Source organism: Acetobacter estunensis, from assembly GCF_011516945.1.
Taxonomy (GTDB): domain Bacteria; phylum Pseudomonadota; class Alphaproteobacteria; order Acetobacterales; family Acetobacteraceae; genus Acetobacter; species Acetobacter estunensis.
Genome location: NZ_WOTH01000001.1, coordinates 99,507 through 124,783 on the forward strand (window position 1 = coordinate 99,507; position 25,277 = coordinate 124,783).

Consider the following 25,277-nt stretch of genomic DNA (forward strand, 5'->3'; position numbering starts at 1 on the left):
TGACGGATTCCGAATTTGATTCCCTGTGTGAATGTATCTCAGGAAATGGAAATATTTCTGAGTGTCTGCGGACAATTGGGGCGTCTTTGTCGTCTCTTTACTTCTATCTGAAGACAAATCCTGACGAAAGGGAACGGATCACGTTGGCGCGTGGTCTCTTTCATGACGATCTGACCTCATCGGTGCGGGATTTGGCTTTGTCTGGTGTGAAGAGTGTGTCCATTCGTAGAAAAAAGGGAGAAGGGAACGAGGAAATTGCGCCGAATGTGCTGTTGTTGCTGGCTGTTCTCAAAGAACACTCCAGTCGTCTGGCCCGCGATGAGAAGAACGATCTCGTGCGGGCGTTAAAGTCCACCGATCGTGGGCGAGGGGATGTCATGCGTGAGGAGATTCTGTCTGACGCGCCACCGGGTCGGATCGATATCGGGAAAAAATGACGGCTGGACGAAAGAATACAAGGGTATCTCTGACCAATCCGCAGATGACGATCTATCAGGCGGGTTGGAAGGAACAATCCCGTTTTCGTGTTGCGGTATGCGGACGACGATTCGGGAAGACGTTTGAAACGACAGAAGAAATAAGGCGTGCGGTTCGTCTTGCCGTGGAGCGCCGGATCTCCGTCGACAACGAGATCTGGTATGCGGCGCCCACCTTTCGCCAGGCGCGGAAGATATTCTGGCCAAAACTGAAAAAGTTTTTCCCACCATCATGGTTGTGGACAAAGCCACGTGAGTCCGATCTGTCCATGGAGGTGGGGCCATATCGACATGTGGTTCGGGTCGTAGGTCTTGAAAATTATGATGCCTTACGAGGTTCGGGTCTGTTTTTCTTTGTGGGAGATGAATGGGCGGATACGCGCCCGGGTGTGTGGAACGAGGTTATTCGACCTATGCTTTCGACGGCACAGGGGCATGCGCTGTTCATTGGAACTCCAAAAGGGCGCGATCATTTTCATGAAATTTATGAAAAAGGTCAGGATGGACCGACACATGAGCGCGGATGGTGGTCATGCTCCTACACCACGATTGAAGGAGGGAATGTTTCTGAAGAGGAGATCGCGTCTGCGCGCAGTTCACTAGATCCACGGCAGTTTCGTCAGGAGTATGAAGCGTCTTTCGAAAGTTTCGCAGGTCAGTGCATTTACGCGTTTTCGCATTCTGGGTCTATTAAAGATCGAACCTATGATCCGGATAGTCCGGTTTTTATTGGGTTGGATTTCAACATCAATCCTATGTCTGCCACGGTCTGGCAGGAGCAGGAGACGCCAGAAGGAGAGACGATCACGTTCCAGATTGACGAGATCGTTCTTCCCACCTCCAACACGGATGAGATGGCGAAAGAGATTGTTGTGCGATACGGAATCAGGGCATCGGATTTTTCGGGTAATGCCACCGTACAGGCAGGACATATTTCGGTTTATCCAGATCCTTCCGGTGGGTGTCGACGCACGTCCTCTGGTGGAAATACGGATATTTCCATTCTGAAGTCCTATGGATTGACGGTGGTAACCCGGCGAAAGGCACCTGCCGTGCGGGACCGGTTGAATTTTACAAATTCCATGTTCCTTACCTCATCGGGGAAGAGACGGGCATTTGTATCACCAAGGTGCACACAAAGCATCGAAAGCTATGAACGATACGCCTATCTCGTGAATTCTTCGGAGCCGGATAAAAGTGGAGGGTACGATCATCTGGTCGATGCGACCGGATACTACCTTTTCTTTCGTTTCGCATCCCAAGCCGTTGATGGCAGTCGTTTGAGATTTCTTGAGCGTTAGGCAATCTGAAAAGGTAGTAATCATTGGACTGGAAGGAATTGAAGCGGAGCATGATGTTCCCGTCCCGGTATTCTCACCGGACACGCGAACTTCTGGCTCTTGAGCGTGTTCTTGACGGTACGCTGTACGATCATATCCATCATCCGTTTTTCAGAAGTTGCGACACGGATGGTACCTATATTCCCATAAACAGACGGCGTCCCTCGGTCAGGTCGAATCTGTGTAATGTTGTTGTAGATGATTCGGTCTCTCTTCTGTTTGGAGCCTCGCATTGGCCATCGGTCACGGTCCATGGAGCAGATGAACAGGCCAATCACCAGGCGGAAAACACGATCCGTCAGATTGTGAAAGCCATGCATCTGTCCTCTCTCATGGAGCAGGCGGCCGTCATGGGATCGGTTGGTTCTGTGGCGATTCTCGTGCAGGTGATTGAGAACGAACTCGTCATCGAGATCAAAAGAACCTGTTTTCTGGAACCGATATTTTCTTTGTTTGACGCCTCCAGACTGATCCGTGTTCGTGAGCAGTATATTGTTGATGCGGAAGGATTGAGACGGGCTGGTTTTGGCCAGTTTGAGGCCGGGAATTACTGGTTTACTCGTGATTTCACGGAACAGGAGACAATTTGGTACCAACCGATCCGCGTCGATGCCTGTGTCGGTATGCCGGATGACCTTGTGCGTGACGACGAGCGGTCTCTTGTGCATGGGTTGGGAGTGGTGCCGGTTGTATGGATCCGGAATCTTCCCGGAACGGACCCTGTATATCCAGAAGGGAAATGTACATTTGCCGCGGGTATCGATGCTATGATCGATGCTGATTATCTTTTGTCGCAGACGGTACGAGGGCTGAGATATTCCGCCGATCCGACGATGGTACTGTCGGTTGATGAATACATGATGCCGGGCGGAGGCATTCCTCCCATTACTAAGGATGCGTCGAACGCTATCGCTCTCCCACAGGGCGGCGAAGCCAAACTTCTTGAGATCAATGGAACAGGTGCGGCGGCGGCACTCAACATGTGGGAATCTTTGCGGTCGCTTGCCCTTGAGGCCATGCATGGAAATCGTGCGCATGGCGACAAGGTTTCGGCAGGTCAGTCGGGACGTGCAATGGAGTTGATGTGCCTCGGTCTGACCTGGCTTACCGGACGGCTGCGACGGTCTTATGGAGAGTTCGGTCTGTTGTCAGTCATCAGACTTATTGCTCGTATCAGCCAGATTGTTCCGGAACTGACTATACGCGGCAAACAATATGGTCCCCTGGAGTTAGAGAATCTTTCACTGGTGTGGCCACCATGGTTTGAACCGACATTTGGGGACATGCAGACTATGGCCAATGCGGTACAGGCTGCCAGGTCTTCAGGTTCAGTGTCCGTTGATACGGCGGTCAGAATGATGCGGCCTGCAACGCATGTTCAGAATGTTGGTGAAGAAATCAACAAAATACAAAACGATTTTGAGTCGCACGATGCCCGTCTGTCTGCCCTGTCGGGCACAGTCGAGGACCGTGACATGACTGAGGTTTGAATGGAAACCATGCATACATACGTGCGCTGTCCCGATGACGGATCCGGGAGCGCTCCGGCTCCGGAGGTCTCGGCGTCTTCTTCTGCCTCATCCGGTCTGCGATCAGCGGCTGACAGCGTAGCGGATGCTTTTTCGAACCAGCTGGCGCAGGCCCAGGCGGATCTGGTGGAAGCGCGGGCACGTGCGGCCGCTATTGAGGCGGAACTGACGCAAGTGCGTAATGAAGCCCAGACAACCGCCGAGGCCCGAGCGATGGAGATTGCCGGAGTTCGTAAGGATGCTGCCATTCGCACGGCGGCTGTTACTTCGGGACTCGTGGACATGGAATGTCTTCCGCTGCTCGATATCGCATCTATTTCTGTTGATGAAAGCGGCAATGTCTGTGGTGTTGAAGAGGCATTTGAAGAACTGAAAGAAAAAAAAGCCATTTCTTTTTTCTGGCGCCAAGGAAAACTCGACACGTGTCAGCGGGACAGCAAAGCTTGCCTCGGCTCCGCGTGCGAAAAGCGTGTCCTCGGGCTCTATTCGTGACCTTTCCGAAGGTGAATATCGCCAGTCATTGAAGAAGCTCGCGCCATCCTACGCGCGTCGCTACAATTAAGGATATTCCTACGTGACGATTGATAATTTTCCATCACAGCTTCAGCCTATCATTCAGCAGGGTTATCTGGCCCGTGAATTTTCTGCTGGTCTTCAATCCCGTATTGCCTTTCGTGCTATCGCGGATCGGGAAGTCTTTCCAAACCGTGTCGGTGAGACGATCACCAAGACGCGTAAAGGGCTGAAATCTCCTGTGACGACGCCGATGAATCCGTCGCAGAATGTCAATTTCGACAATGGCCTTACGCCTTCGACGTGGAGTGTCGAACAGTACACACTGACCATCAATCAGTATGGCGACACCATTGACCTGAACGTTGTCAGCGAAGGCGTCGGAATTGCCGATCAGTTCCTCGCTAATGCCAATACCAATGGTATTCAGGCTCTTCAGTCACTGGACCGGATTGCGCGTAATGCGCTGTTTGGCGGGGGTGTCGGTGGTGTGGGTGGTTACATGGGAGGTAATACCTGTGTCACTACAGCTCTCGGTTCGAGCAGTACGCAGGTGGCTGTGGATGATATCCGTGGTTTCGAAAGGCTGGTAAATTCGACCGGACAGGTTGTGTCGGTGGCGCAGTCCGCTGGCATGACGGTGACCATCGGAAGCAATGCCTACACGCTTGTGTCGGTGACGGCGGATAGCGTGAACACGTCCACTGCTCCTCTGGGGCAGTCGGGGACATTGACGCTGTCCACCTCGGTATCAGTCAGTGATGGCGCAGCGGGCAGTCCGGTGGTCAGCTCCACGGCGCCGCTGGTTCTGCGTCCCAACAACCGTCTTACGACGGCCCAGCTTGTGGCGCCTACGGGCAACTATGGATCCAGCAACTATGTCACAGGTGACACGCTGGGCATCCAGACGGTTCTGGCAGCGGTTGCGGCTTTGCGTATGAACAATGTTCCGACAATCGATGGTGCTTATCACTGTTATCTGGACGATCAGCAGATGCTTGGTCTTTTCCGCGATGGAGACTTTAAATATCTCTATCGAGGTGCCTACGGAAGCGATACCTATCGGGCAGGTTCCGTTGTGGAGCTTCTTGGTGTTCGTTTCATCCCGACGACGGAAGCACCTTTGCAGGCGTCCCTTGGGGCGGGAGTCATTCATCGTGCCATCGTTTGTGGTCAGGGCGCGTTGATCGAGGGCGATTACAGTGGTGCTCTTGAACTTCCTGATAGCGAGCGATCGCTGGTCGAGAACGTAGATGGTATCATGATGGTCACACGTGAGCCCCTGGATCGTCTGAAACAGATGATCGCTCAGTCGTGGTACTGGATCGGCGGTTTTGCACTGCCAACCGACGCAACCGTCAACCCGACAATTATTCCGACTTCGACCAACAGTTATCTTAAACGCGGTGTGGTTATCGAGAGTCTGTAACGTGGCATGACCGGTGGTTCCTTGGTTATGGAATTACCGGTCATTGAAGGGATAGGGACGTGAGCGACGTTGCGCCACAAACCGAACTGACGGCAGGCGAGAAAGTGGATATCCGGCGTTATTGCTGGTATCCACTTCTGGGAAATGGCCATGGTTTCGGTTTTTTTTGCGACTATTCAAACCGATGCTCGATTGAGTATCGAATGAATACATTATCCTCTGAAGAAATTAACGTCGTGCGTCGTATGTTAACGACCCTTATGTCGTTGGAAACAGGGCCTGCAGCTTCGGCGTCCAATCTGGACACCGACAAGGCATCGGTGTGGACACATAATAAGGACGAGGTTGCACAGAGAATTGGTCTGTTCAACCAGCAGAGATTTGAACTTGTTCGTTTTCTCGGGGTGCGTCCCGGTCCTGCCTGGCAATCAACGGATATCAGGCTCGTAGTCTGATGGACCTTTCTTTATTACAGCAAAAAATTTCATCCGGTCTGACTAAGGCTGCTTCGATCGCGGGCGTTCCTGTAATGCGGAAGCGGCCACAGGAAGCATTTGATCCTCTTGGAACGGGTGATTCAATTGCACTGAAAAGTCTGTTTGACATGTCAGCTTCTTTTCCAGGAACTTCACCTGATACATGGGGGCATGTCTCCCTCTTTGCCTCAGTGAATAGTGATATCTTGGTTGGAGATTATCTTCAGGTCATCCCGGATTCTGATCTTCCTACTCTCCTGACCGATACCTATTTCGTGGCTCGTACAGAGCCTGCTCGGCCGTCTCTTGTGATCATGACAAATGCTGTCATTTCTTTTTTGCAGTCAGATTCATCATTGGATGATGACGATTTCGGTTTGCGTGTACCTCAGGGTCCTGTCAGGAAAGATGACATTTCAGTGGCTACAGGTTGGCCTGCATCAATGTTGCGATCTGGTGGCGGAGGAAAGTCAACGACTGATCTGGGAACGGACGTCAGGGTGGCGGGATGGGAGATCCTTATGCCTGTGATTCCAAGGGTGAGGATCCATGAAGGACTGCGTATGCAGGACGAACACAATAACTTTTTCCATGTGTGTTCCGTTGAGCAAACGCCTTTTGGTCTGCGTATCGAAGTGACAGCGGATCAGACGTGATGACAATTGCTCAGGTTGAACAGCATCTGGCACAAGTCATCGCGGAACGGATTTATCCCCAGACCGATATTGGATGCATGCGTTCCAGTATCGGTTTGGATGTCAAGGTGGCGCGTGGGGAACCTCAGCAGACGGAACTGCAAAAGGATTTGATGTCGCTCACGCCGGTAGGATGGATTGTCGTCAATCAGGCGGAAGGCCAAGTGACAGACAAGACACGCTATCGGCGTGACTGGCGGAAAGCCAAGAAGCAGTTTTGTTTTGGGCTGGAAGCCGTCAATGCACGCGATGGATTTTCCACCACGTTTGTGGGAACAGCACAAACTGATGGTGTGGCTGGTATCGAGATTGAGGGTATATCCTATCCCATTGAGGTGAAAAAAGGGCAGGGGGCCACTCTGGTAGCGCAGAAGATTTCTGCACTTGTGGCATCTATTGGGCGTTCGACCTGTACATGTATTGAATCGACGCTGACGAGCACGACAGGAACCGTTCTCATTGGAAAAGCGTCTGGGCGTCTCCTCTTGCAACGGGAAACTGGCCGGTCAGATGTAAGTTTTATCATCTCCTTATATGCACCCTCCATTTTTCATCGTGATTCCATGGAGAAAGCGGTGATGGATGCTGTTTTGGAATGTAATGATTTTTCGTTGGCCCAGGTTGATACGGGGAATTTTAGATTTTGTGGGCGTAAACTCAATAATGCCAACCTGAATGCCAATGTATATGGGCTTGAACTCGAATGGAGGGCAGAAATTGCTTTCAGCGAGGCGTTACTTACCGTGCCGGTTATGTGGACGACTGGGGTGGTCAATGACGTCCTGACATTAGGTACCAAGGAAGGCTTGAATATCTCGGATCTACCTCCTATGGGAGCATTCCGACAGGACTTCTGGTATAATATGACACGTTCTGTGGACCAGCAATGCGCAACCGCTCTTTCTGATGCTCAGTGGTCTGATCGACTTCCTGTCAATACACTGACGTCTCCTTCCGGGAGTGTGTCATGGCCTGTGGCGGATCAGGCGGTTATGGATGTAGAAATTACGTCGGCAGTGCAATGCGGCTTGTCATTCTGGATTTTCGATACAAAGTTCTGGTTGGATGGGAAGGGAGATGATTTCTCCCTTTATCTTTCCAGTGCACAAAAGAACGCATTGAAATTCGGTTTTCTTGTGCATTTTGAGCAGATTGTTGCCGGCCATCAACCTGAATACGAAATATATTTAAATGATCCAAGCCATTTCTTGTTTGGGGACGATCGTCCTCTTTTGTGTCTTGGTATGGAATCGATGGATATTTCGTTATCGGAAGTTAATATTGTAGCCGACTACATAAGAAAAATTCGAAAAGAAAGACTGTCTGAAAATTTGTCCAATCCTTATGTTCTTCTCGTGCCATCACCTGTCAGTGTTCAAAGTGAAGTAGAGCGCATGCGGAAAAAAGTTGGTGCGGACGCAATTGCAGCAGGAAATATTGCCCAACCGATCATAGAACCAACTCCTTATTCCGAGTTGGCAATAAGTGTAAAAAACGATTGGCAAGACAAAGAAAAAAGCGGTTCTCCTATAATTCCTGTGGCGATGATGGGATGGGACAGGCGACCATTGGCGGATGTTCCGCAAGCATTATTTCCACTCAGAGAGAATGAAAATAGAGATTCATTTTATGAGGAAAATATAGAGGCTTGCGCGGAACTTGTTCAGGATCTTCTGAATTTTTCCAGAAATTCTGGAAGCGTTTCGGCAAAAGTAGGTCTTATCAATGCATGGAATGATTTTATCGAAGGTACATGGCTAGCGCCTACCCGTGGGGACACGGATATGGATGAAACGCGCGTGATGTGCGTTGCGCACAAGATCGAAGAAATCAAAGCTGCGGATATTTTTCCTGACGTATGATTTCATAACATCAAGGGCATAAAATGGGTATCATTACTCAATCTGGAACGCTGAATACAGCTTCCCTCGTGGTTCCGGATCTCTATGTGCAGATCCAGACAAATGGTAGCACGTCACTTTCTGGAGCGCAGACAAATGTCATTGGCGTTGTGGGAACAGCGTCGTGGGGACCGGTAAATACACCTCTGGTTTTTGGTACGTCCGCTGAACGTATCGTGGCTTTCGGTCTCATGCAGACGAACCAGTTCGATCTGGCCACGGTCGTTTCCACAGCGATTTTGCAGGGAGCCTCCAGTTTCGTTGGTGTTCGCGTAACCGATGGTACGGATGCTGCTGCATCCGCGGCTCTGCTGGCCGATGAAAATGGTGCGACTTACCCTGTGTTGCTCTCTGCGCGTTATACGGGGACATCAGGTAACACCATTACGGCGGCGCTTTCGGCTGGCTCGGCGTTGAATACGTGGAAGCTTACGGTTTCCATGCCAAACAGTATTCCTGAGACGTTCGATAACATAGCGGTCGGAAGCGCCCCTGCTGATTTCTGGGCGGCTCTTGTGTCGGCTGTCAATAATGGTGTGTCAAACGCCCGTGGACCGAGCAATATCGTTGTGGCGGCTTTGGGTGCCGAAACGAGCGTGGCACCAACGGCAATAGCGAACATCACCCTCGTCAATGGCAAGGATGGCAATACAGGGGTTGTCGCAGAAAATCTTGTGGGCACAGATGGTGTCACCCGTACGGGCATGTATGTCCTGCGCGGACAGGATTGCAGCATTGGCGTGTTGAGTGGCGTAACGGACAGCTCCACATGGTCCGTGCAGGTGGCTTTTGGCGTGGCTGAAGGTCTTTATATGATTTCCGGCGGTCCGGCTGGGCAGGCGATTTCCGATGCACTCGCCAGCCGCACTAATGCGGGAGTGGACAGTTACGCCCTCAAGGTCATGTTTGGCGACTGGATATATTGGTATGATTCAGAAAATTCATTGACAAGATTGGTGTCACCAGCAGGTTTTGTCGCAGGTCGTCTTGCGTCTCTGTCGCCGCAACTGCCCAGTCTGAACAAGCAGCTTTATGGCATTGTCGGGAGTCAGAAGAGCGGTTTGACGAGTACGGGTCAGACTCTGACGTATTCGTCCTCTGAATTGTCTTCGCTTTTTGAGAACGGTTTCGACGTCATCAGCAATCCGGCTCCTGGAGGGAGTTACTGGACGGTGCGGGGTGGATTCAACTTTTCCAGCAATTCTGAAATTGATGGCGATGAATACACCCGTGTAAACAATTTCATTGCCCGTACGATTTCGGACGGTATGGGCATCTACATCGGTGAGCCGATTTCTCCCACCCTGTTCCGCAATATTGAAGCGACACTGACAGGTTTTTTGTCCGACCTGCAATCGCAAGGTGTGATTGGCACGGAAGATGGCAGCGTGGCCTATTCGGTTACGTGTTCATCATCGAACAATCCACAGTCCCGTGTGGCTCTTGGGTTTGTGCAGGCCGATGTCAGCGTGACCTATCTCGGCGTGAACAGGAAGTTCATCGTGAATATTGATGGAGGGGCCGACGTGACCGTGGCCAGCGCATCGTGACAACACCTTATACCCTTGGCCGTCAGGGCTCGATCATTCTTGTCTGGAATGGTACGCGTGTGGATTTGCAGGATGTAGTGGATTTTCACGCCCAGCAGGAAATCCATGTTCAGCGCGCCAATCCGCTGAATAAACCACCTATCGAATTCAACACGCCTGCGGGTTGGAGGGGCAGCTTCACTCTTGATCGCGCGAATGCCGCACTTGATACGCTGTTCAATGAGGACGAACTGGCATTTTGGAATACAAACACCATCTCTTCCGGTGTGCTTTATTGCTATATTGAAGAAAATGATGGGTCAACCTCAAAATTTGAGTATAGCGGTGTCACACTGGCGTTCACGAATGCGGGGAAATTCGATGCCAATAGCATCGTTTCGCAATCGGTGACCTTTTTCGCCAGTCAGAGGCGTGCCATCTGATGAGCCAGGCTGGAAATGATACGGAAATTGTCACAGCGGAAGGACGGAAGCTGTCCTATCGTGAAATGAATCCGGGAGAGATCCTTGATTTTCTTCTGGCTTGTGGAAGTGAGGGAGCCCGCAACGAAGCGTATCTGAATGCGGCTCAGGCATGGTGCTCGGTGCGGGCCATCGATGGCATTCCTGTTCCTTTTCCTTCCAGCCGAAATGGCATCCGTGATCTGGTCAATCAGATCGGGGCGGATGGTATCGACGCCATTGAACGGCATTTGCAGGTCGATGATGAAGATCAGGTCCACGACATAAAAAACTAGCAACCTCTCCATCCATGTGGACCATCATGATGCTTCTCAAGGCGAATGTTCCTTATGAAATCATCATGAAATGGGACTGGAAAACACGTGCCGCTGCTCTCGTGGTTGCCGGCACGATGGATGGAGGGGAGTTCTCATGGGAAAATCTCTGCTGGAGGGAGTGAGCCTTCCTGCGGGAAGGTATGTGGAGTGATCGGAAATGTTTCGGAGAAGGAGCGACAGCCACGCACAGCGGCGTGTGACCGGACGAAAAGGAAGTGTGGCTCGCGCTTCTGAGATTGGTCCAGGCGCGGCTCGCCTTATGCCCCGTTTTTTGCGGCGGGGGCAGAACCTTCATGATGAAATGGAAGGCAGAGTATCTGTCCTGCGTCGAGAAGCTTCTGTCTCGCCTGCGCCTTCAATGGATAGGTCGGTGCGTAATCATGCATCTTCACTGATTCTACGCACTGGTGTTCGTCGGATATCCTCGACTTCCGAAAGACCGTGGAGAGCAGAGGTTCGTGAACCAGAAAAAGTTTCTTTAATATCTAAACAGCGAGCACGGCAGAGTTTCTCTATTGCGTCTTTTGTTCACAGAGAGACACACGCGCGGCGTATGGAACATTTTCCTGTCCGTGCAATTGGTAATTTGAGACCTACGACTTTTTCAACCGATCGCATGTTGCGTGCTCACATTCCACGTATATCAAAGACAAAAGGAGAAATTAAAGAACGCAATGGATTCGTCATCACTCCGAGGGTGTCAATTTCACGCACGATCAGAACACCTTCGAGTATGATTCCCTCTGAGAAAAACAAGCAAAGTTATATTCTCCGTCCTCATCAGAATCCGTCTCGAAGAGCCTCGATAGAAGCACGATTTATTCGCAAATCCATACCGAATGGAGGCATGGACAGCGTTATGAGACATGGTCGGAAACAGAAGGATGCACTTTTGCGGAGTTTTGGAGAACGCACGAACTCGCATGAGAGCACGATGCCTCATTTTGGTGGAACGTCTCGTCCGGATGCGCCGTCTCACTCTTCCCCGTTTTCGTCAAGTTCCCCACGCCAGAACGGTCTTGCCGCAGCGGCGCGCTCGCCTTCACCTTTCATGCCGAAAAAAAACGGTGATCTATCGTCTTCTCGAAGTTCGGAACACGGACAAACCATGAAAGACCATCAACCTCATGCTGATCTACGCCGCATGATGATGACTGAACTTCAGGGTATTCTCTCGGCACCTCCCACAATGTCACCGCTGTCGTGGGTGCAGGCAACTCCCAGCTATCCGGGGTTTCATATCTGATGAGTCTTCTGGGTGTTGTTGGAGCGATCGGGGCGGCTCTGGGAAGTCAGGCCTTTCGTCTGGGAAATGTCGTATTTCTTGATACCGAGGTGCCGTCCGCGCTCAGTTGGGGTGGCTATCAGGCAACCTCGACGTTTTTTCAGCCGGGTGGTGGAAAAGTTGTCGTTCTTGGGGGGTATTTCGATGAACCCCTCGTCTGGAACGGCATATTCCGGGGCAGCACTGCGCTTGCGCGTGCCCGCACGCTCGATGCCATGGCGCGCAGTGGCTCCGAATGGGTCTTTTCGGGAGGAGGAGTCGTTCGGCAGGTGGTCATAACCGCTTTCGAAGCGGCTTATACGGAAAACGGAACGGTCATTCCTTATCAGATTGCCTGTGAGGTGATACCGCAGGCGGCAAATACGCTTTCGTCCACGCGCTCGGTTCTCACCAGTCTGATCGGGACACAGGCGACGAATGCGCTGGGGGCCATATCGGGCACATTTACAAGTCTTTCGTCGTATGTCTCGGCAGCATCATCGTCACTTTCGTCCTATGCGGGTGAGATTACACCGCTGGCGAACCTCTTTGGGAGTGGCGGGAGCGTGTCCAGCCTGTCTGCCACTCTCTCTGGGATTTCGACGCAGGCGAACGCGCTTTCGTCGTTGAGCAGTAACGCGACGCTTACGACACTGGGAAGCAGCATCACGGACGCGGGGACGTCCGTTTCGTCCCTGTCGGCAACCTCGGAAACTGAACTGGCGTCCATTGCGGCCAATGCGAACGGCAATATCGTTTCAGACGGCTCATCTCTGATTGCCGCCATCTGCCATTCCGCCACATCATCCTCTTCGTCTCTGGCAGGATCTTATTTGAATCAGGCTAATGGCACGATCGAAACCATTACGGGAAATTCCATTCAGAGCGCACAACCATGACAAATGTATATGAAAGCCAGACCATTACCGTGAGCCCCGCGGATATTTCCCTGTGGCATGTGGCCGCGAAATATCTTGGTGACGCGACGCAGGCCAATCGCATCATGGATGTGAACGGCCTGTCCGAGACATGGGTGACGGGGACGCTCACCCTGCAATTACCCCCTTATGACAGCAGTCAGACGGGCGGTCTCAGTACCTGAGAATATGGGTCTTTCTTCGTTATGGAGGAAAGACCCATATTCCATCAGAATCGTTGCGAGATCCCTGTCAGGATCGTGCGGCGAAGTCCATATTGTGGCGCGCCGACACCGATGCCATCGCCACTGCGCAGCATGTAGCGTTTATCGAACAGATTCGTGACATCCAGACGGAGTTCCGTGCGCTTGAGCCAAGGCGTGTGGAAGAGATTCTCGAACGACTGCACGATACCAAGATTGAACGTGGCGTATTGAGGGACGGAGGCGCCGTTGGGTGTGGCTCCGTCCATTCTCAGGCCGCTGCCATAGACCATCGTGGCGGACAGTCGCAGAGGGTGATCCGTCTTGTGAAAGATGGTGTAACTGGCACCTGCGGACGCTGTCCATCTCTGGTCATGGTCCAGATGCACCCAGTGGCGACTGATATAGGCCAGATCGGCCGGATCGAGATTCCACTGTGCCGAGACGATGTCCTTGCCGATCGCGCGTGACCACGAAAAATTGCCATAAACGCTGAATGGACCGCGCGAATAATCGGTGGCGAATTCGAAACCATGCACCTGTCCACGTCGATAGTTGAACGCGGACAGGATGATTGGGGAGCCGAACTGACCTTCATCGATCATGTTGCGGGCAAGTTTAACATACGCATCGAATGAGGCGTGCCAGCCGGGCAGAAGATCCTGTGCGAACCCGGCATCGAAGTAATGATCGCGCTCGGCTTTGACCATCGAGTTCCCGAAATTGGCAGGCTCTCCCGAAGTCGCCGCGTATTTGCCAAGCTGGTTCGTCGCCACGAGTTCGAAGGGTGGTGGTGTGAAGTAGCGGGAATAGCCCGCATGGAACGTGCCACCTGTCCATGGACGCCAGACGACATTGATGCGTGGACTCACCTGTTTGGAATGGGTGTATTCATCCACTCCATCAAAGCGCAGGCCGTAATTCACTGTCAGATTATGGAGAGGGCGCCACTCGTCCTGCGCGTAAAGTCCATACACCCAGCCGGTGCGGCCCGTGCCGTCATGAATGGACGCGGTGGCCCCATCGAAGACCGCGTTGCCGTCCTGATCCGTGCCGGTCTGCGTGTAGACGGTGGAATCCATCTTGGCGATCGTGCGTTCGACATAGGCCTGATATCCAAAGCGCAGCGTGTGACGCGGTGCGATGCGCCATGTGAGATCGCTCTGTGACCCGGAAGAAAACACGGAGCGCTGCGCGCGCTGGGCAATCCCGTTATAGACGAGATCACCCAAGGGATCGGGGGAATAGCCCAGCGAGCTGTAACGCACGATGGCCGAGGATTGCAGGCTGAGTTTCCCCATCTCCTTCTGGAGTGAGAGAATGCCGAAATCCGTGATTTCCTTCTGGTGTTCATCCAGCGAAGCGCTGTCCACACTGCCATAAAGCCGCTGCGCCAGGTCGCTTCCCATATAGGTCGGGTTGGCAAACTGTCGCTGCTGACCGGGATTGTTGGGAAGCTGATATTCCGCGTTGGACACGCCGGCAGTAAAGCTGATGCGGGTGTCGGCGTCCGCCGTGTAACGCAGATGTCCCAGAAAATGGTACTGATTGCTCAGGTCGTGCAGGGCGTTGAAGCTGGGTGTCGGGTTCTCGATGCCGACCCGATTATGAACGAAATCCGCCGTTGCGAAATAATCCCATTTGCCCGTGTGGCCGCCATATTGAAGCGAGGGCAGCATATAGTCCCGGGCGCCGCCATAAACCGACGCATTGCCACCTTCATCCGACGTGCCGTTCTTCGTGGTGATGTCGATCACACCTGCCTGAAGAAAGCCGTATTCGCTGGGGAGCGCGCCTGTCGTCAGCGACATGGAGTGCGCGAAACGTGTCATCAACGCCTGCCCGAATACACTCAGCCCTTCCGGCAACATCACGCCATCGAGCCGGAACTGCACTTCATTGTGGTCACCACGGATATGGATCTGTCCGTAACTGTCCTGCGCCACGCCGGGGGCCTGCAACAGGATGGTGGTGAGGGGCGCATTGTCACCACCCGGAATCCGTTCGATGTCCTGTCGGGAAAACCGATACACGGTCGCACCCGTGGAGGGCTGAAGGCTTGCGCGCTGACGGTCGAGATGTGCGGTGACGATGATGTGGTGATCGCGCGCCGAGGCATCCTTTTTGGTCTTTGATGTGTTTTCGCTCGTGCTCTGATCCGTGACATCCGTGCTGGCAACGGAGGCGGCTTCGACAGGTGTCGTTTCGCCCAGAAAAAGGAACGGACTGGCAAGCAGAAGCAGGGCGGGAGTGCGGAGTGATGTGTTCATTGTGGGTCCGTGTTGTCCTGATCGAATACCTCCTACACAAGTATGTTATAACATAACAGAATAAGATGATGCGCAATCGGAACGCGACGCCGAACTGTGGCAATTCTGCACGGCCAATACGCAGGAAGGCCCGCAGAACCTGTCTGCGAGCCTTCCTCATGTACCGTCATTTTTCCGGATTTCTTAAAGAAATCCGAAGGATATGTGCCAGTTAGACGTTGTCGATAATCCGGGGACTGTGACCGAGGCGCGGGCGGAATGTGCCCTTTCGGAGTGTGGTTTCGATGTCCTCAAGGGAGGCTCCCGCCGTCTCGGGCACCAGCAGCCAGACGAAAATGACGCTCGCCAGATTAACGCCCGCGTAGAACCACATCGTGCCGCCCAGTGTGAGAAACTGCACAAGCTGAAGCGTTGTGGCCGTGACCAGCAGGTTGCTGCCCCAAAGCATTGCCGCGTGCGCGCTGGTGGCGGCGCCACGCATGGGCAGCGGGAACATCTCGGCGCCCGTCAGCCAGCCCACAACCTGAATGCCGCCCGAGTTGAACAGCATGAAGAGCAGGAGGAAGGCGACGACACCGTAGCTGCCGATGGTGCCGGCGGCTGGGTGCATGGAAAAGCACAGACCCAGCCCCACCAGACTCAGCACGGCACCCGGTCCCATGATGAGCATCAGGCGGCGACGCCCGACGCGGTCCACAACCATGCAGCCGATGAACGTCATGATGCAGTACACAACCGCCAGACCGAGGCTGGCCATGAGCGACCACTCCGGACCGAAGCCCGCATCCGTGAGGAAGGTGGGGGTGTAGTAGATCATCATCTCAAGCCCGCCGGCCTGCGTGAAGAACGCCACACCAAGTGCTGCCACAACGGCCGGGCGCACCCACGCATGCCGCAGCCCTTTCCATCCCTTTTCGGAGGGATCGTTCCCCTTGTTGAGATTGCGGTGAATCTCGTGGGCTTCTTTCTGGAGGCTTTTGCGGTTGGTGCGGATACGGCTGAGCTGTTCGACCGCTTCATGCAGGCCTTCGTTGCGGGCCGTCCAGCGCGGACTCTTGGGTAGAAAGAACATGACGATAAAGACGAAGGCCGCGGGCAGGGCGGCGGCGGCTACCATCGGACGCCACCCCAGCGAATCCTTCATCGCAAGACCGGCTATGTTGGCAAGCAGAATACCGATGCCGATCGCCACGTTGAACATCGTCACCAGATTGCCGCGACGCGCGGGTGGGGCCAGTTCGGAAATGTAGGTCGGCACCACCTGTGTCGAGCCGCCGACGGCAAGCCCAAGGAAGAGGCGGGCAATGATCAGGGTGGTCACGTCCGGCGCAAGAGCGCAGGCAATGGCGCCAACGACGAAAACGGCCGTCACGAAGATGACGGTCGCGCGGCGGCCAAACTTTTCGGACGACCAGCCAAAGCCGATCGAACCTACGGCCGCACCGGCAAGAATGGAGGATGCCACCCATTCCTGTTGAGTGATCGTGAGATGGAAATCGCGGGTGATGAGCAGAAGAGCACCGGAGATGATGCCTGTATCGTAACCGTAGAGGCCGCCACAAATGGCGGCCACGACGGCTGCGATCCACAAGGTCCTGCTGGCAGTAGGAGATATTTCCGCAGCGTCCACGGCGGCTGCGACAATGCGTGGCAGGGGGGGCTTTGTCTTCAAGTTGGCTGATCCTCCATTCTGTTGGCGGGGCGGTCGTTTTTCCGGATGACCCGGAGACGCGCGTCTTCAGGCAGAAAGTTTCCGGGGTGGTGGAACCACGCCCTGTTGCCAGCCTGTAGGGCCGACAGAGGTGGAAAGAGGGTTAGGAAACGCCCCCGGATGATGCCTGAACACGCTCTCTTCTATCACATGTTCATATTTTCGTGAACATGAAAGTTCCACGCAGAAATACGTGTCGATGGACTCTCTGAAAAAGCGGTTGGATGTTGAGACGTTCCGGGTCGTTCGATGCGGTTTTTATCTCCTGAATCCTTCGTGTATTCAGGTGGTGTAGCTCTGTTTTGTCTGACTGTTCTCGTGTCGTGAGCCATTGTTATTGTCGAACCGAGGATAAAATAGTGTGTGCCATAGTCTGTGATTCCAGACACGTAACGACACACATTTCGCGAAGTTGCCTCTCCCACATTTTTGCGTTCACCCCCGGCACGAAAAAACCCGCGTTCCGAAGAGCGCGGGTTTCTGAAACTCAGGATGTAAGGAATAAAGGGCCTACCAGACGCCATAGCCTCCGTAGCCGCCATAGACGGGGGCGACAGGCGCTACCGGATAAGCCGGGACGACATAAGTCGGGGGCGGCGGTGGTGGGGGCGGGGCATACACCATTGCGGGCGGCGGAGAATTGGCGATGGCCATACCCGCGAGCGTGCCTACGGCGAGTCCTCCGATAATACCGCCTGCAACGAGGCCGCCTTCACCGCGTGAATGGTGATGCCGCCATTCGCCCGGTCCCGGGCCACCCCAGCGGGGGCCGCCGCCCCAGCCGGGACCGCCCGGCCCCCCACGCCACGGCTGAGCATGAGCCGTGGCGGGAAGGGCGGCGGTGCCGGCCAGAGCGCCCAGAAGGGCGGGAAGGATGAGAAGGGTGCGAAGATGTCTGTTCATGTCTGTCTGCCTCGGATCAGGTCAAAGGACCGTGTCCTGTTCATGGCGACATGAAAGGCCTGATTCGTGGCGAATTCCGGGCGCTTTCGGTGAAAACGCCGTCATCTTCCGGCCATGCGCCCGCTCCCGGAAGAGCGGGACAACGCGCTTACAACTCGGATGCCGCTTTTTCCACGAGCGCCGCATGTTCGGCAGGTTTGACCTTGCGCCAAATCGCCTTGATGAGGCCGTCTGCGCCGATCAGGAACGAACTGCGCTCCATGCCCCAATATGTGCGGCCATACATGGATTTCTCCACCCATGTGCCATAGCGCTCGGCCAGCGCATGGTCCGCGTCGCTCGCCAGAGGAAAGGCAAGATCGTATTTGTCAGCGAAGCGGTCGATCTTCGTCACCGGGTCGGGACTGACGCCAATGACCGTCAGATCGAGCTTTGCTAGTGAAGGCAACGCCTCCTGAATGCCGCAGGCCTGCGTGGTGCAGCCCGGCGTATCCGCCTTGGGATAGAAATAGAGCAGGTAGGGATGACCTGCGAGGTCCGCGCTCGAGACCGTGCGGCCACGGCTTGCGGGAAGGGAAAAGCTCGGGGCCTTGTCGCCCACTTTCAGGGGTTCGGTGCTCATGCCGTCAGCCTGCCCGAGCCGCCGCACGCGCGCAATATCAAGAGTCAGGCTCCACAGATCCGATCAGCCGCACGAACAGGACGCGCACCGTTTCCGCCAATTGCGTCACATCCGTTGCCAGCACGTCGATGCCCGACACGTTCATGCTCCGGCATAGCAGATCGAGCGTTGCGGGCGGCAGGTCTTGGGCAGGGTCGGTGGGCGGCGTGGGACCGCACAATAGGCGCAGCACACTTTGCAGACTGCGCCAGTATTCATCGGCGGTGATCAGCACCTGCGCGTCGTCTCTGGAAATGACTTTCTCGCGCGCCAGCAGATGAAACGCCTGCGCCGTGACGGGCGAACGGGCTTTCGCCGTTCCCGCCACAAGCTGAAGCGTCTGGGCGATGAACTCGACTTCCATCAGGCCGCCTTCCCGACGCTTGATGTCCCATGGACTGGAGGGCGGCAGATCCCGGGCAAGACGGTGACGCATGGCGGCGGCGTCAGCACGCAGTTTTTCTGGCGGGCTGTCGGACCGCAGGGCGAGAGCCGCATCGAGATCGGTCAGCCACGTCTTTTTCAGCCGTGTCCGCGTTCCCCGTTCGCCCACCTGCGTGATGAACCGGGCCCGCGTCAGCGCCATGCGCTCCCACGTCCACGAATCCTCGGCATGATAGCGGCGGAAGGCGGACAGAGGGACCGCCACAGGTCCGGCGGCGCCGGAGGGACGCAGCCGCATGTCCACGGGGTAGAGCGGTCCCTCCGCATCGGGCGCGGTAAGGGCGGCGATGAAAGCGTGTGAGAGGCGCAGGTAATATTGCGAAACGCTCAGGGATTTTCCGCTTTCCTGCGCTGGCGTGCTCTGCATCACGTCTTCGGGATGATCGAAGACCAGCATGAGATCGAGGTCGGAGCCGGCCATCATTTCCCGCGAGCCGGCCTTGCCCAGCGCCGCCACCGCCATGCCGCCGCCCTTTACATGGCCATAGCGGGTGCGATGTGTCTCGAACACGCAGTCCAGAAGAACGCTCATGACGGCATCGGCCATCGCGGTCCGGTCGTGGGCGGCGGTGTCTTCGTCCACTCGCCCTTCCAGACGCGCGACCGAGAGACGAAATTCTTCCGCCCGTACCACCGGACGCAGCCGCATGACCAATGTTTCCAGATCCGGCTTCTCGTCCGCCAGAAGCTGCACCTGCCGGGGCGCAAGAGCGGGGGCGGAGGAGATGTCTTCATCCTCTTCTTCCTGCACTTCCAGCAACCCTTCGAGGGCCGAAGGCGTATCAGCCAGATGACTGGCGAGAAACGGCGAGGCATCGAAGATGGCGGCGATCCGCTCAAGAAGGGACGGATTGCGCTCCAGAAGGGAGAGAAGCTGCACGCCCGCGCGTTGCCGGGAGAGCAACGTGTCGAAATGGCGCAGGCAGGCGAGCGGATCGCGTCGGGCCATGAAGCTTTTCAGCAGAGCCGGCAACAGGCCGCGCAGGAGTGCGTGGGCACGTTCCGAACGCAGGGCGCGGCGGCTGTTGCCAGCCCAATGCTCCATGATGGACGCCGCCGCCACGCAGTCGGTGTCGGGAAAGCCAAGCTCGCCCAGCCGCGCGGGAAGATCGTCCGCACCCAGATCGAGATCGGCTTCCTCGGCGGCGGTCGCGCGGGTGGGGCTGCTGAAATGATGCTCGAAAATACGCCGCGCCGCGCGCATCTGCGGGAGCAGGTCGAGTGCGAAATCTCCACCGCTGGCATAGCCGAGGAAGATGGCCAGCGCGTCGAACCGCTCCACCGTTGTGGGAAGATCGTGCGTCTGCTGATCGGCGCGCATCTGCACGCGATGTTCCACCTCGCGCAGAAGGCGGTAAGCCCGCGCCAGCACCTGCGCATCCTCGCGCGGCATATGGCCCGAGCGGGTGAGGGTGCGCAGCGCGCCCAATGTGGTGCGGTCGCGCAGGCTGGGCGTGCGACCGCCCCAGACAAGCTGCATGGCCTGCGCCACGAACTCGATCTCGCGAATGCCCCCCTCTCCCAGCTTCACGTTGTGGCCGAGCAGCCACTCCATTCCGGCGTCCGGGTCCAGCAGCGTTGTGTCGGGCATGGCGGCCAGCCCGGTGCGACCGGGTTTGCGGTGACGGTCGATCTTGGCCTTCATCGCGTGGATGTCGTCGATCAGCGCGAAATCCAGATGCCGCCGCCAGATGAAGGGATGGATCGCACGCAGGAATTCGCGCCCGAGCGTGAGGTTGCCCGCGACAGGCCGCGCCTTGGTCATGGCGGCGCGTTCCCATGTCTGGCCAAGACTTTCGTAATAGGCGATGGCGGCAGGCAGGGAGACGGCGAGCGGTGTGGCGGAAGGATCGGGGCGCAGGCGCAGATCGGTGCGAAAGACATAGCCGTTGGCGTCATGCGTCTCCATCAAACGCACGAGATCGCCGGTCAGGCGGATGAACATCTGCCGGGCCGTGTCGGGATCATCGTGCAGTTCGGCGTCGAACAGCACCACGAGGTCGATGTCGGAGGAGAAGTTCAGCTCCCGCGCGCCCAGCTTCCCCATCGCCAGCACGACATATCCGCTCTTCCATGTCGGGCGTCCCGGGTCGCGCAACGACAGACGTCCTGCATCATGGGCGGCACGCAGAAGGTGGCGCACGGCGGCGTCCAGCGTCACTTCGGCCAGACGGCTGAGCGTCTGCGTCACGGTTTCCAGTGGCCAGAACCGACCGATATCGGCCAGTGCGCAGGTCAGGGCGACACGGCTCTTGGCATGGCGCATGGCGGCGCAGAGCGAATCGCGGTCCACGGTGGGCGGCAACGCTTCGACGGCGGCCAGCGTCGCCTCGGCAAAGGCGTCCGGTCCTTCTCTCAGCAGGGTGGCGAAATCGGTGGGCGCACGGAGGATCAGGTCCGCCAGATAGGGGCTGTTACCGCCCACACAGGCAAGCAGCGCTGCGACGTCGGGATGATCGGGCAGGGCAGGGTCGAGACCGGCCTCCTGCCAGCGGGGCAGAAAATCGTCGAGGAAGTTGCGTACCGCCGTCGCGTCGGTCGGCGAGGGCCAGCGGGCCTGAGGCCAGTGCGGCTGATGGCGACGCAGCCGCGCGGTGTGTGCAGAGGTTTCGCCATCCTTTGGGCGCATTGTGCCTTTTCCTGTAGAAGCGCCACGGATGCGGTCGGTGGGGGAGAAAAAAGAGGTGCGTCGCGACATGGGCCTGATCGGTGGAGGTCTTGTACAGGGAAGCCAGCGAGTGAGGTCTGAAGGAGAGAACGTGCCAGCAGGGTGGGGTCGATGAGCGGTTCCGGTCAAGACAGGGACGAACATCCCGCGTCCGGAATCGTGGTGTCCCCCCGTCCCCGCCGACGATGGGGGCGCCGGGTTCTGCTTGCGGCCGGCGCGATGGTCGGTGTACCGCTGCTGGCCGGAGGCGGCGTGCTGCTCGCCATGTTGGCGGGGCCGGTGGATGTCACGCCGCTTGTGCATCTGTTCCTGCCCGTCACGGTGGAAGGGGGCGGGCACGGCCAGCCCCCACGCGGACGGCTGGATGTGGGACACGCGCAACTGCGCTGGAACAGCCTGCGGGACGGGCTGACCTCTCCCGTCCTGCTGGAACTGACGGATGTGCGAATACTGGACGCGCAGAACCGGGTTGCGGACAGTCTTGCCTCCGGCGCCATCGCGTTGGACGCCCTGCCGCTTTTCCGTGGCGGTCTGTCGCTGACCGATTTGCGGGTGACGGGCGCGCAGATCGCGCTGCGACGTGACGCGCAGGGCAATATCGATCTCGATCTTCCGGGAGAGGCTTCCGGCAAGGGCGGTGGTTTTCCTCCCATCGGCATCAAACATCTCCGGCGGCTGGTGCTGGCGCAGACGCATATGGTGCTCAGGGACGATGTGACGGGACAGGTCTGGACCGTGGACCCGGTGGATGCGGACCTTACGCCTGTGGTGGTGAAGCGCCGTCACGGGCTTTCGGGCGCTCTCACCCTGGGCATGACGGGAGCCCCCGCCGATTCCGCGACCTCTGTTCTGCCCGTATCGCTGCATCTAAGTGCAAGGGGCGAACTGTCCGCCGATCAGGCGCTGCACTGGCATGTCACGCTCGATCCGGTGACACCCGCAGGCTTTGTCAGCCTCGCGCCCGAACTGAAGAAAGTGCAGGCGCCCATCGGTCTGGATGCGGATGTGATCCTGCAGGCGGGAAAGCGCGCGTGGTACATGATGCCGCGTGAAGCCGTGGCGCATATCGCGCTCGGCACGGGTGAAATCCGGGCGGCCGGTTCCACGCTCTATCCGCAGAATGGGCAGGCCACTCTGCATATGACGCTGGGTGAGCAGACGAAGGCGGGCTGGCCCGCCCACCTGTCGCTCGATTCCTTTGCGGTGCAGTTGCGGCCGCCCCCACAGCCCGTCGTCGTGCCGGTGGCGCAGGAAGGAAGCGTGCAGTCGGCCACAACGTCTTTTGCCGCATCGGCCTCCACGCCATCATCAAACGAAACGCCCCTTCCGCCCCCGGTGCTGACGGCCACAGGCGCTGTTGACTGGCGCGATCTCGCAGTGCCGGGCGCCATGACAGGCACGCTCGACACCGGCCTTTCGGACGTCCCGTTCGACCGGGTGGCGGATTACTGGCCAGCCAAGGCCGCGAAAGGCGCGCGGCGCTGGGTGTCGCGCAACATCACGGCGGGCACGATCGAGAACGTGCATGTCCGGTTGGGCATCGGCCCTGACCGCACGGGAAAATCTCCCGATGTCGTCAGTGTCTCTGGCGGGCTGGACGGCAAGGGAATGGACGTCCACTGGTTGCGCCCCATCGCGCCGATAAAAGGCTTGGACGCGCATCTGGAATTTGTGGATCTCAAGACCATCCGCATCGATTTCGCCCATGGCTATCAGCCCACCACACGCACGCTGGCCAGTGTGGGCACGACGGGCAGCGGACGTCTGGAGGTGCAGCCGGGCAGCATGATCATCAGCGATCTGGACAAGAAGGATCAGATCGGAACCATCGAGATCGGACTGAACGGAGACCTGCGCGACCATTTCGCGCTTCTGTCCGAGCAGCGGCTGCACATTCTCTCGAAGCACCCACTGCCTTTCGATCATCCCCGTGGCTATGGCGCTGTCCACTTCACGCTCAGCCTGCCGCTGATCGCAAGCGTGACGACCGACCAGATGACGCTGAACGGCCATGCCCATCTCACGCATGTGCATCTCGGCAATGTGGCCCTGCAGCGCAACGTCGATGGCGGAACGCTCGATTCCGATGTCACGATGCACGGCATGACCTTTACCGGCGGCGGCGTGTTCAGCCACATTCCTGCGGATGTGAAAGGCATGATCGACTTCGACCGTGTGGCGCCCGGACAGGCGGTCGATCATATCGTGACGCATCTTCACCTCACGCCCGAGACGGTCGCGGCCGCGGGTATTCCGGTGCAGGATCATGTTTCGGGCCGGGCCGAGCTTCAGGTGGACTATTCCGTCATAAAGCAGGCTCATGACCGGCTCGCTCTCGACCTGAATCTCAAACAGGCCGGCATCCATATTCCCCTGTGGAGCAAGGCGCCCGGACAACCCACCACTGTGCATGCCGACCTCCAGCTTGAAGGGGGCAACATCGTGTCCGCTTCCGGCATCCGCGCGCAGGGGCCGGATCTCGATGTCAACGGTGAGGCACATCTGCGTCCGGGGCGCGTGCCGGAACTCGATGTGCCGGCTTTCCGTGTCGGTCGCTCGACCGGTTCGGCCACGCTGTTCCTGCCGAAGCGAACATGGGAGCCGATCACGGTGCGGATCCGCGCCAATGATCTCGACCTCAGCCCGTTAGTGGAAACCAACACAGCCGCTGAGCCTGCTGGGAAAGCCACCACCCTGCATGTTCCCCAGGCGGCCAGCGGCAAGGTGAGCGGGCCACCGCAGCGTCCGTGGGTGATCGATCTGAAGGCGGACCACATTTATTACGGGCGCGACAAGCGTATCGGTGGCGTGGACGCCTATTTCGACCATAACGGCGTGCGCATCGAGCGTATGCGTTTCGCCATGACCGAACCCTCGGTCGCGCAGGTGGACATCGTCCCCGATGGGAACCGTCGCAAGCTGGTGGCAGACATTCCCGATTTCGGCCAACTGCTCGACCGCATGGGCGTGACCGACATGATGGTCGGCGGCCATGCGGTCTTTCACGGTCATTTCGATGACCAGCAGCCCACCGCGCCTTTCAAGGGAGCGCTCAAACTCTCGCCCTTCACCATCCGTCACGCTCCCGGTGCGCTTCTGGTGGCGCGCAGCCTGTCGATCTATGGCTGGCTCAATTCCCGCGATCACTCGGAGTTCGAGGTCCAGCGGTTTGAAATGCCGGTGAAGTTCGCCGATGGCGTCCTGCATATCCGCGACGGTCGCGCCGGTAACGGCGCGCTGGGCGCCACGCTGGAAGGGCCGGTCGATCTGGACAAAGGCACGATGCAGCTCTCGGGCACCATCGTGCCGGCTTTTGCGATCAACGAGATTCCCGGCGAGATTCCCGGCGTCGGGCACCTTCTCGCACCCGAGAAAGGGGGTGGGTTGCTGGCGGTGAAGTTCGCGCTCGACGGACGCATCGACAAACCCGCGTTCTCCGTCGAACCGCTGACGATCTTTCTTCCCGGCATCCTGCGCAACATGTTCTGACGCGGCCTCCCTTTGCCGGGTGGGGAGGGCGTGCCTATATGTCCGTCACAATGAATGTGG

Annotated in this window: 21 protein-coding genes; 16 read left to right on the plus strand and 5 right to left on the minus strand. The window is 56.9% G+C overall.

The features are described 5' to 3' along the window. Nucleotides 1-143: 143 nt before the first annotated feature. The 15 genes from GOB87_RS00425 (at nt 144) to GOB87_RS00495 (ending at nt 13,053) form a co-directional block, all read left to right on the plus strand. Entirely contained in the window at nt 144-437 is a 294-nt protein-coding gene (locus GOB87_RS00425; protein WP_166312571.1) for a hypothetical protein, read from the plus strand. Nucleotides 438-481: 44 nt separating this feature from the next. Then, complete coding sequence (locus tag GOB87_RS00430) at nt 482-1,777, plus strand: terminase (RefSeq protein ID WP_166312572.1); 1,296 nt, start codon at nt 482-484, stop codon at nt 1,775-1,777. 50 nt (nt 1,778-1,827) lie between these two features. After that, the gene (locus tag GOB87_RS00435; RefSeq protein WP_194303143.1) at nt 1,828-3,306 is read left to right on the plus strand and encodes a hypothetical protein; all 1,479 of its coding nucleotides are present in this window, start codon (nt 1,828-1,830) and stop codon (nt 3,304-3,306) included. A 9-nt stretch (nt 3,307-3,315) separates the two neighbouring features. Then, nucleotides 3,316-3,837, plus strand: coding sequence for a phage scaffolding protein (locus GOB87_RS00440; RefSeq protein ID WP_242006077.1), 522 nt, complete (start codon nt 3,316-3,318; stop codon nt 3,835-3,837). An 82-nt stretch (nt 3,838-3,919) separates the two neighbouring features. Next, nucleotides 3,920-5,287: a DUF4043 domain-containing protein gene (locus GOB87_RS00445; protein ID WP_166312574.1), complete on the plus strand. Its 1,368-nt coding sequence runs from the start codon at nt 3,920-3,922 to the stop codon at nt 5,285-5,287. A 59-nt stretch (nt 5,288-5,346) separates the two neighbouring features. Then, complete coding sequence (locus tag GOB87_RS00450) at nt 5,347-5,742, plus strand: hypothetical protein (protein ID WP_166312575.1); 396 nt, start codon at nt 5,347-5,349, stop codon at nt 5,740-5,742. Further along, nucleotides 5,742-6,419: a hypothetical protein gene (locus GOB87_RS00455; RefSeq protein ID WP_166312576.1), complete on the plus strand. Its 678-nt coding sequence runs from the start codon at nt 5,742-5,744 to the stop codon at nt 6,417-6,419. Before GOB87_RS00450 ends, GOB87_RS00455 begins: the two co-directional genes overlap by 1 nt. After that, nucleotides 6,419-8,320 carry a hypothetical protein gene (locus GOB87_RS00460; RefSeq protein WP_166312577.1) on the plus strand — a complete coding sequence of 634 codons (1,902 nt, stop codon included), beginning with the start codon at nt 6,419-6,421 and terminating at the stop codon, nt 8,318-8,320. The genes GOB87_RS00455 and GOB87_RS00460 overlap by 1 nt, the downstream gene beginning before the upstream one ends. 23 nt (nt 8,321-8,343) lie before the next feature. Further along, nucleotides 8,344-9,909, plus strand: coding sequence for a phage tail protein (locus tag GOB87_RS00465; RefSeq protein WP_166312578.1), 1,566 nt, complete (start codon nt 8,344-8,346; stop codon nt 9,907-9,909). Beyond that, nucleotides 9,906-10,331 (plus strand): hypothetical protein, encoded by a 426-nt coding sequence (locus GOB87_RS00470; RefSeq protein WP_166312579.1) that lies wholly within the window; start codon nt 9,906-9,908, stop codon nt 10,329-10,331. Before GOB87_RS00465 ends, GOB87_RS00470 begins: the two co-directional genes overlap by 4 nt. Next, nucleotides 10,331-10,645: a hypothetical protein gene (locus tag GOB87_RS00475; RefSeq protein WP_166312580.1), complete on the plus strand. Its 315-nt coding sequence runs from the start codon at nt 10,331-10,333 to the stop codon at nt 10,643-10,645. The genes GOB87_RS00470 and GOB87_RS00475 overlap by 1 nt, the downstream gene beginning before the upstream one ends. A 26-nt stretch (nt 10,646-10,671) precedes the next feature. After that, nucleotides 10,672-10,809 carry a hypothetical protein gene (locus tag GOB87_RS00480; protein ID WP_166312581.1) on the plus strand — a complete coding sequence of 46 codons (138 nt, stop codon included), beginning with the start codon at nt 10,672-10,674 and terminating at the stop codon, nt 10,807-10,809. 986 nt (nt 10,810-11,795) lie between these two features. Next, the gene (locus GOB87_RS00485; RefSeq protein ID WP_166312582.1) at nt 11,796-11,933 is read left to right on the plus strand and encodes a hypothetical protein; all 138 of its coding nucleotides are present in this window, start codon (nt 11,796-11,798) and stop codon (nt 11,931-11,933) included. Further along, nucleotides 11,933-12,850 (plus strand): hypothetical protein, encoded by a 918-nt coding sequence (locus tag GOB87_RS00490; protein ID WP_166312583.1) that lies wholly within the window; start codon nt 11,933-11,935, stop codon nt 12,848-12,850. Before GOB87_RS00485 ends, GOB87_RS00490 begins: the two co-directional genes overlap by 1 nt. After that, a complete protein-coding gene (locus GOB87_RS00495) occupies nt 12,847-13,053 on the plus strand; it encodes a hypothetical protein (RefSeq protein ID WP_166312584.1) in 207 nt (68 codons plus the stop codon). The genes GOB87_RS00490 and GOB87_RS00495 overlap by 4 nt, the downstream gene beginning before the upstream one ends. A gap of 44 nt (nt 13,054-13,097) precedes the next feature. Here the strand turns inward: GOB87_RS00495 and GOB87_RS00500 are convergent, their stop codons facing one another. From GOB87_RS00500 to GOB87_RS00520, 5 genes are all read right to left on the minus strand, one after another. Further along, nucleotides 13,098-15,341: a TonB-dependent receptor gene (locus tag GOB87_RS00500; RefSeq protein WP_166312585.1), complete on the minus strand. Its 2,244-nt coding sequence runs from the start codon at nt 15,339-15,341 to the stop codon at nt 13,098-13,100. Between the two features lie 211 nt (nt 15,342-15,552). Beyond that, nucleotides 15,553-17,013, minus strand: a complete 1,461-nt coding sequence (locus GOB87_RS00505) for a sugar porter family MFS transporter (RefSeq protein WP_242006066.1) — start codon at nt 17,011-17,013, stop codon at nt 15,553-15,555. A 549-nt stretch (nt 17,014-17,562) separates the two neighbouring features. Continuing rightward, on the minus strand, nt 17,563-17,955 hold the full coding sequence (locus GOB87_RS00510) for a hypothetical protein (protein ID WP_166312586.1): 393 nt from the start codon (nt 17,953-17,955) through the stop codon (nt 17,563-17,565). Nucleotides 17,956-18,103: 148 nt separating this feature from the next. After that, nucleotides 18,104-18,577 carry a thioredoxin-dependent thiol peroxidase gene (bcp, locus tag GOB87_RS00515; RefSeq protein ID WP_166312587.1) on the minus strand — a complete coding sequence of 158 codons (474 nt, stop codon included), beginning with the start codon at nt 18,575-18,577 and terminating at the stop codon, nt 18,104-18,106. A 37-nt stretch (nt 18,578-18,614) separates the two neighbouring features. Beyond that, nucleotides 18,615-21,689: a bifunctional [glutamine synthetase] adenylyltransferase/[glutamine synthetase]-adenylyl-L-tyrosine phosphorylase gene (locus GOB87_RS00520; protein WP_166312588.1), complete on the minus strand. Its 3,075-nt coding sequence runs from the start codon at nt 21,687-21,689 to the stop codon at nt 18,615-18,617. 150 nt (nt 21,690-21,839) lie between these two features. Between GOB87_RS00520 and GOB87_RS00525 the strand changes: the two genes are divergently transcribed. Then, nucleotides 21,840-25,217 carry an AsmA-like C-terminal region-containing protein gene (locus GOB87_RS00525; protein ID WP_166312589.1) on the plus strand — a complete coding sequence of 1,126 codons (3,378 nt, stop codon included), beginning with the start codon at nt 21,840-21,842 and terminating at the stop codon, nt 25,215-25,217. Nucleotides 25,218-25,277 lie beyond the last annotated feature (60 nt).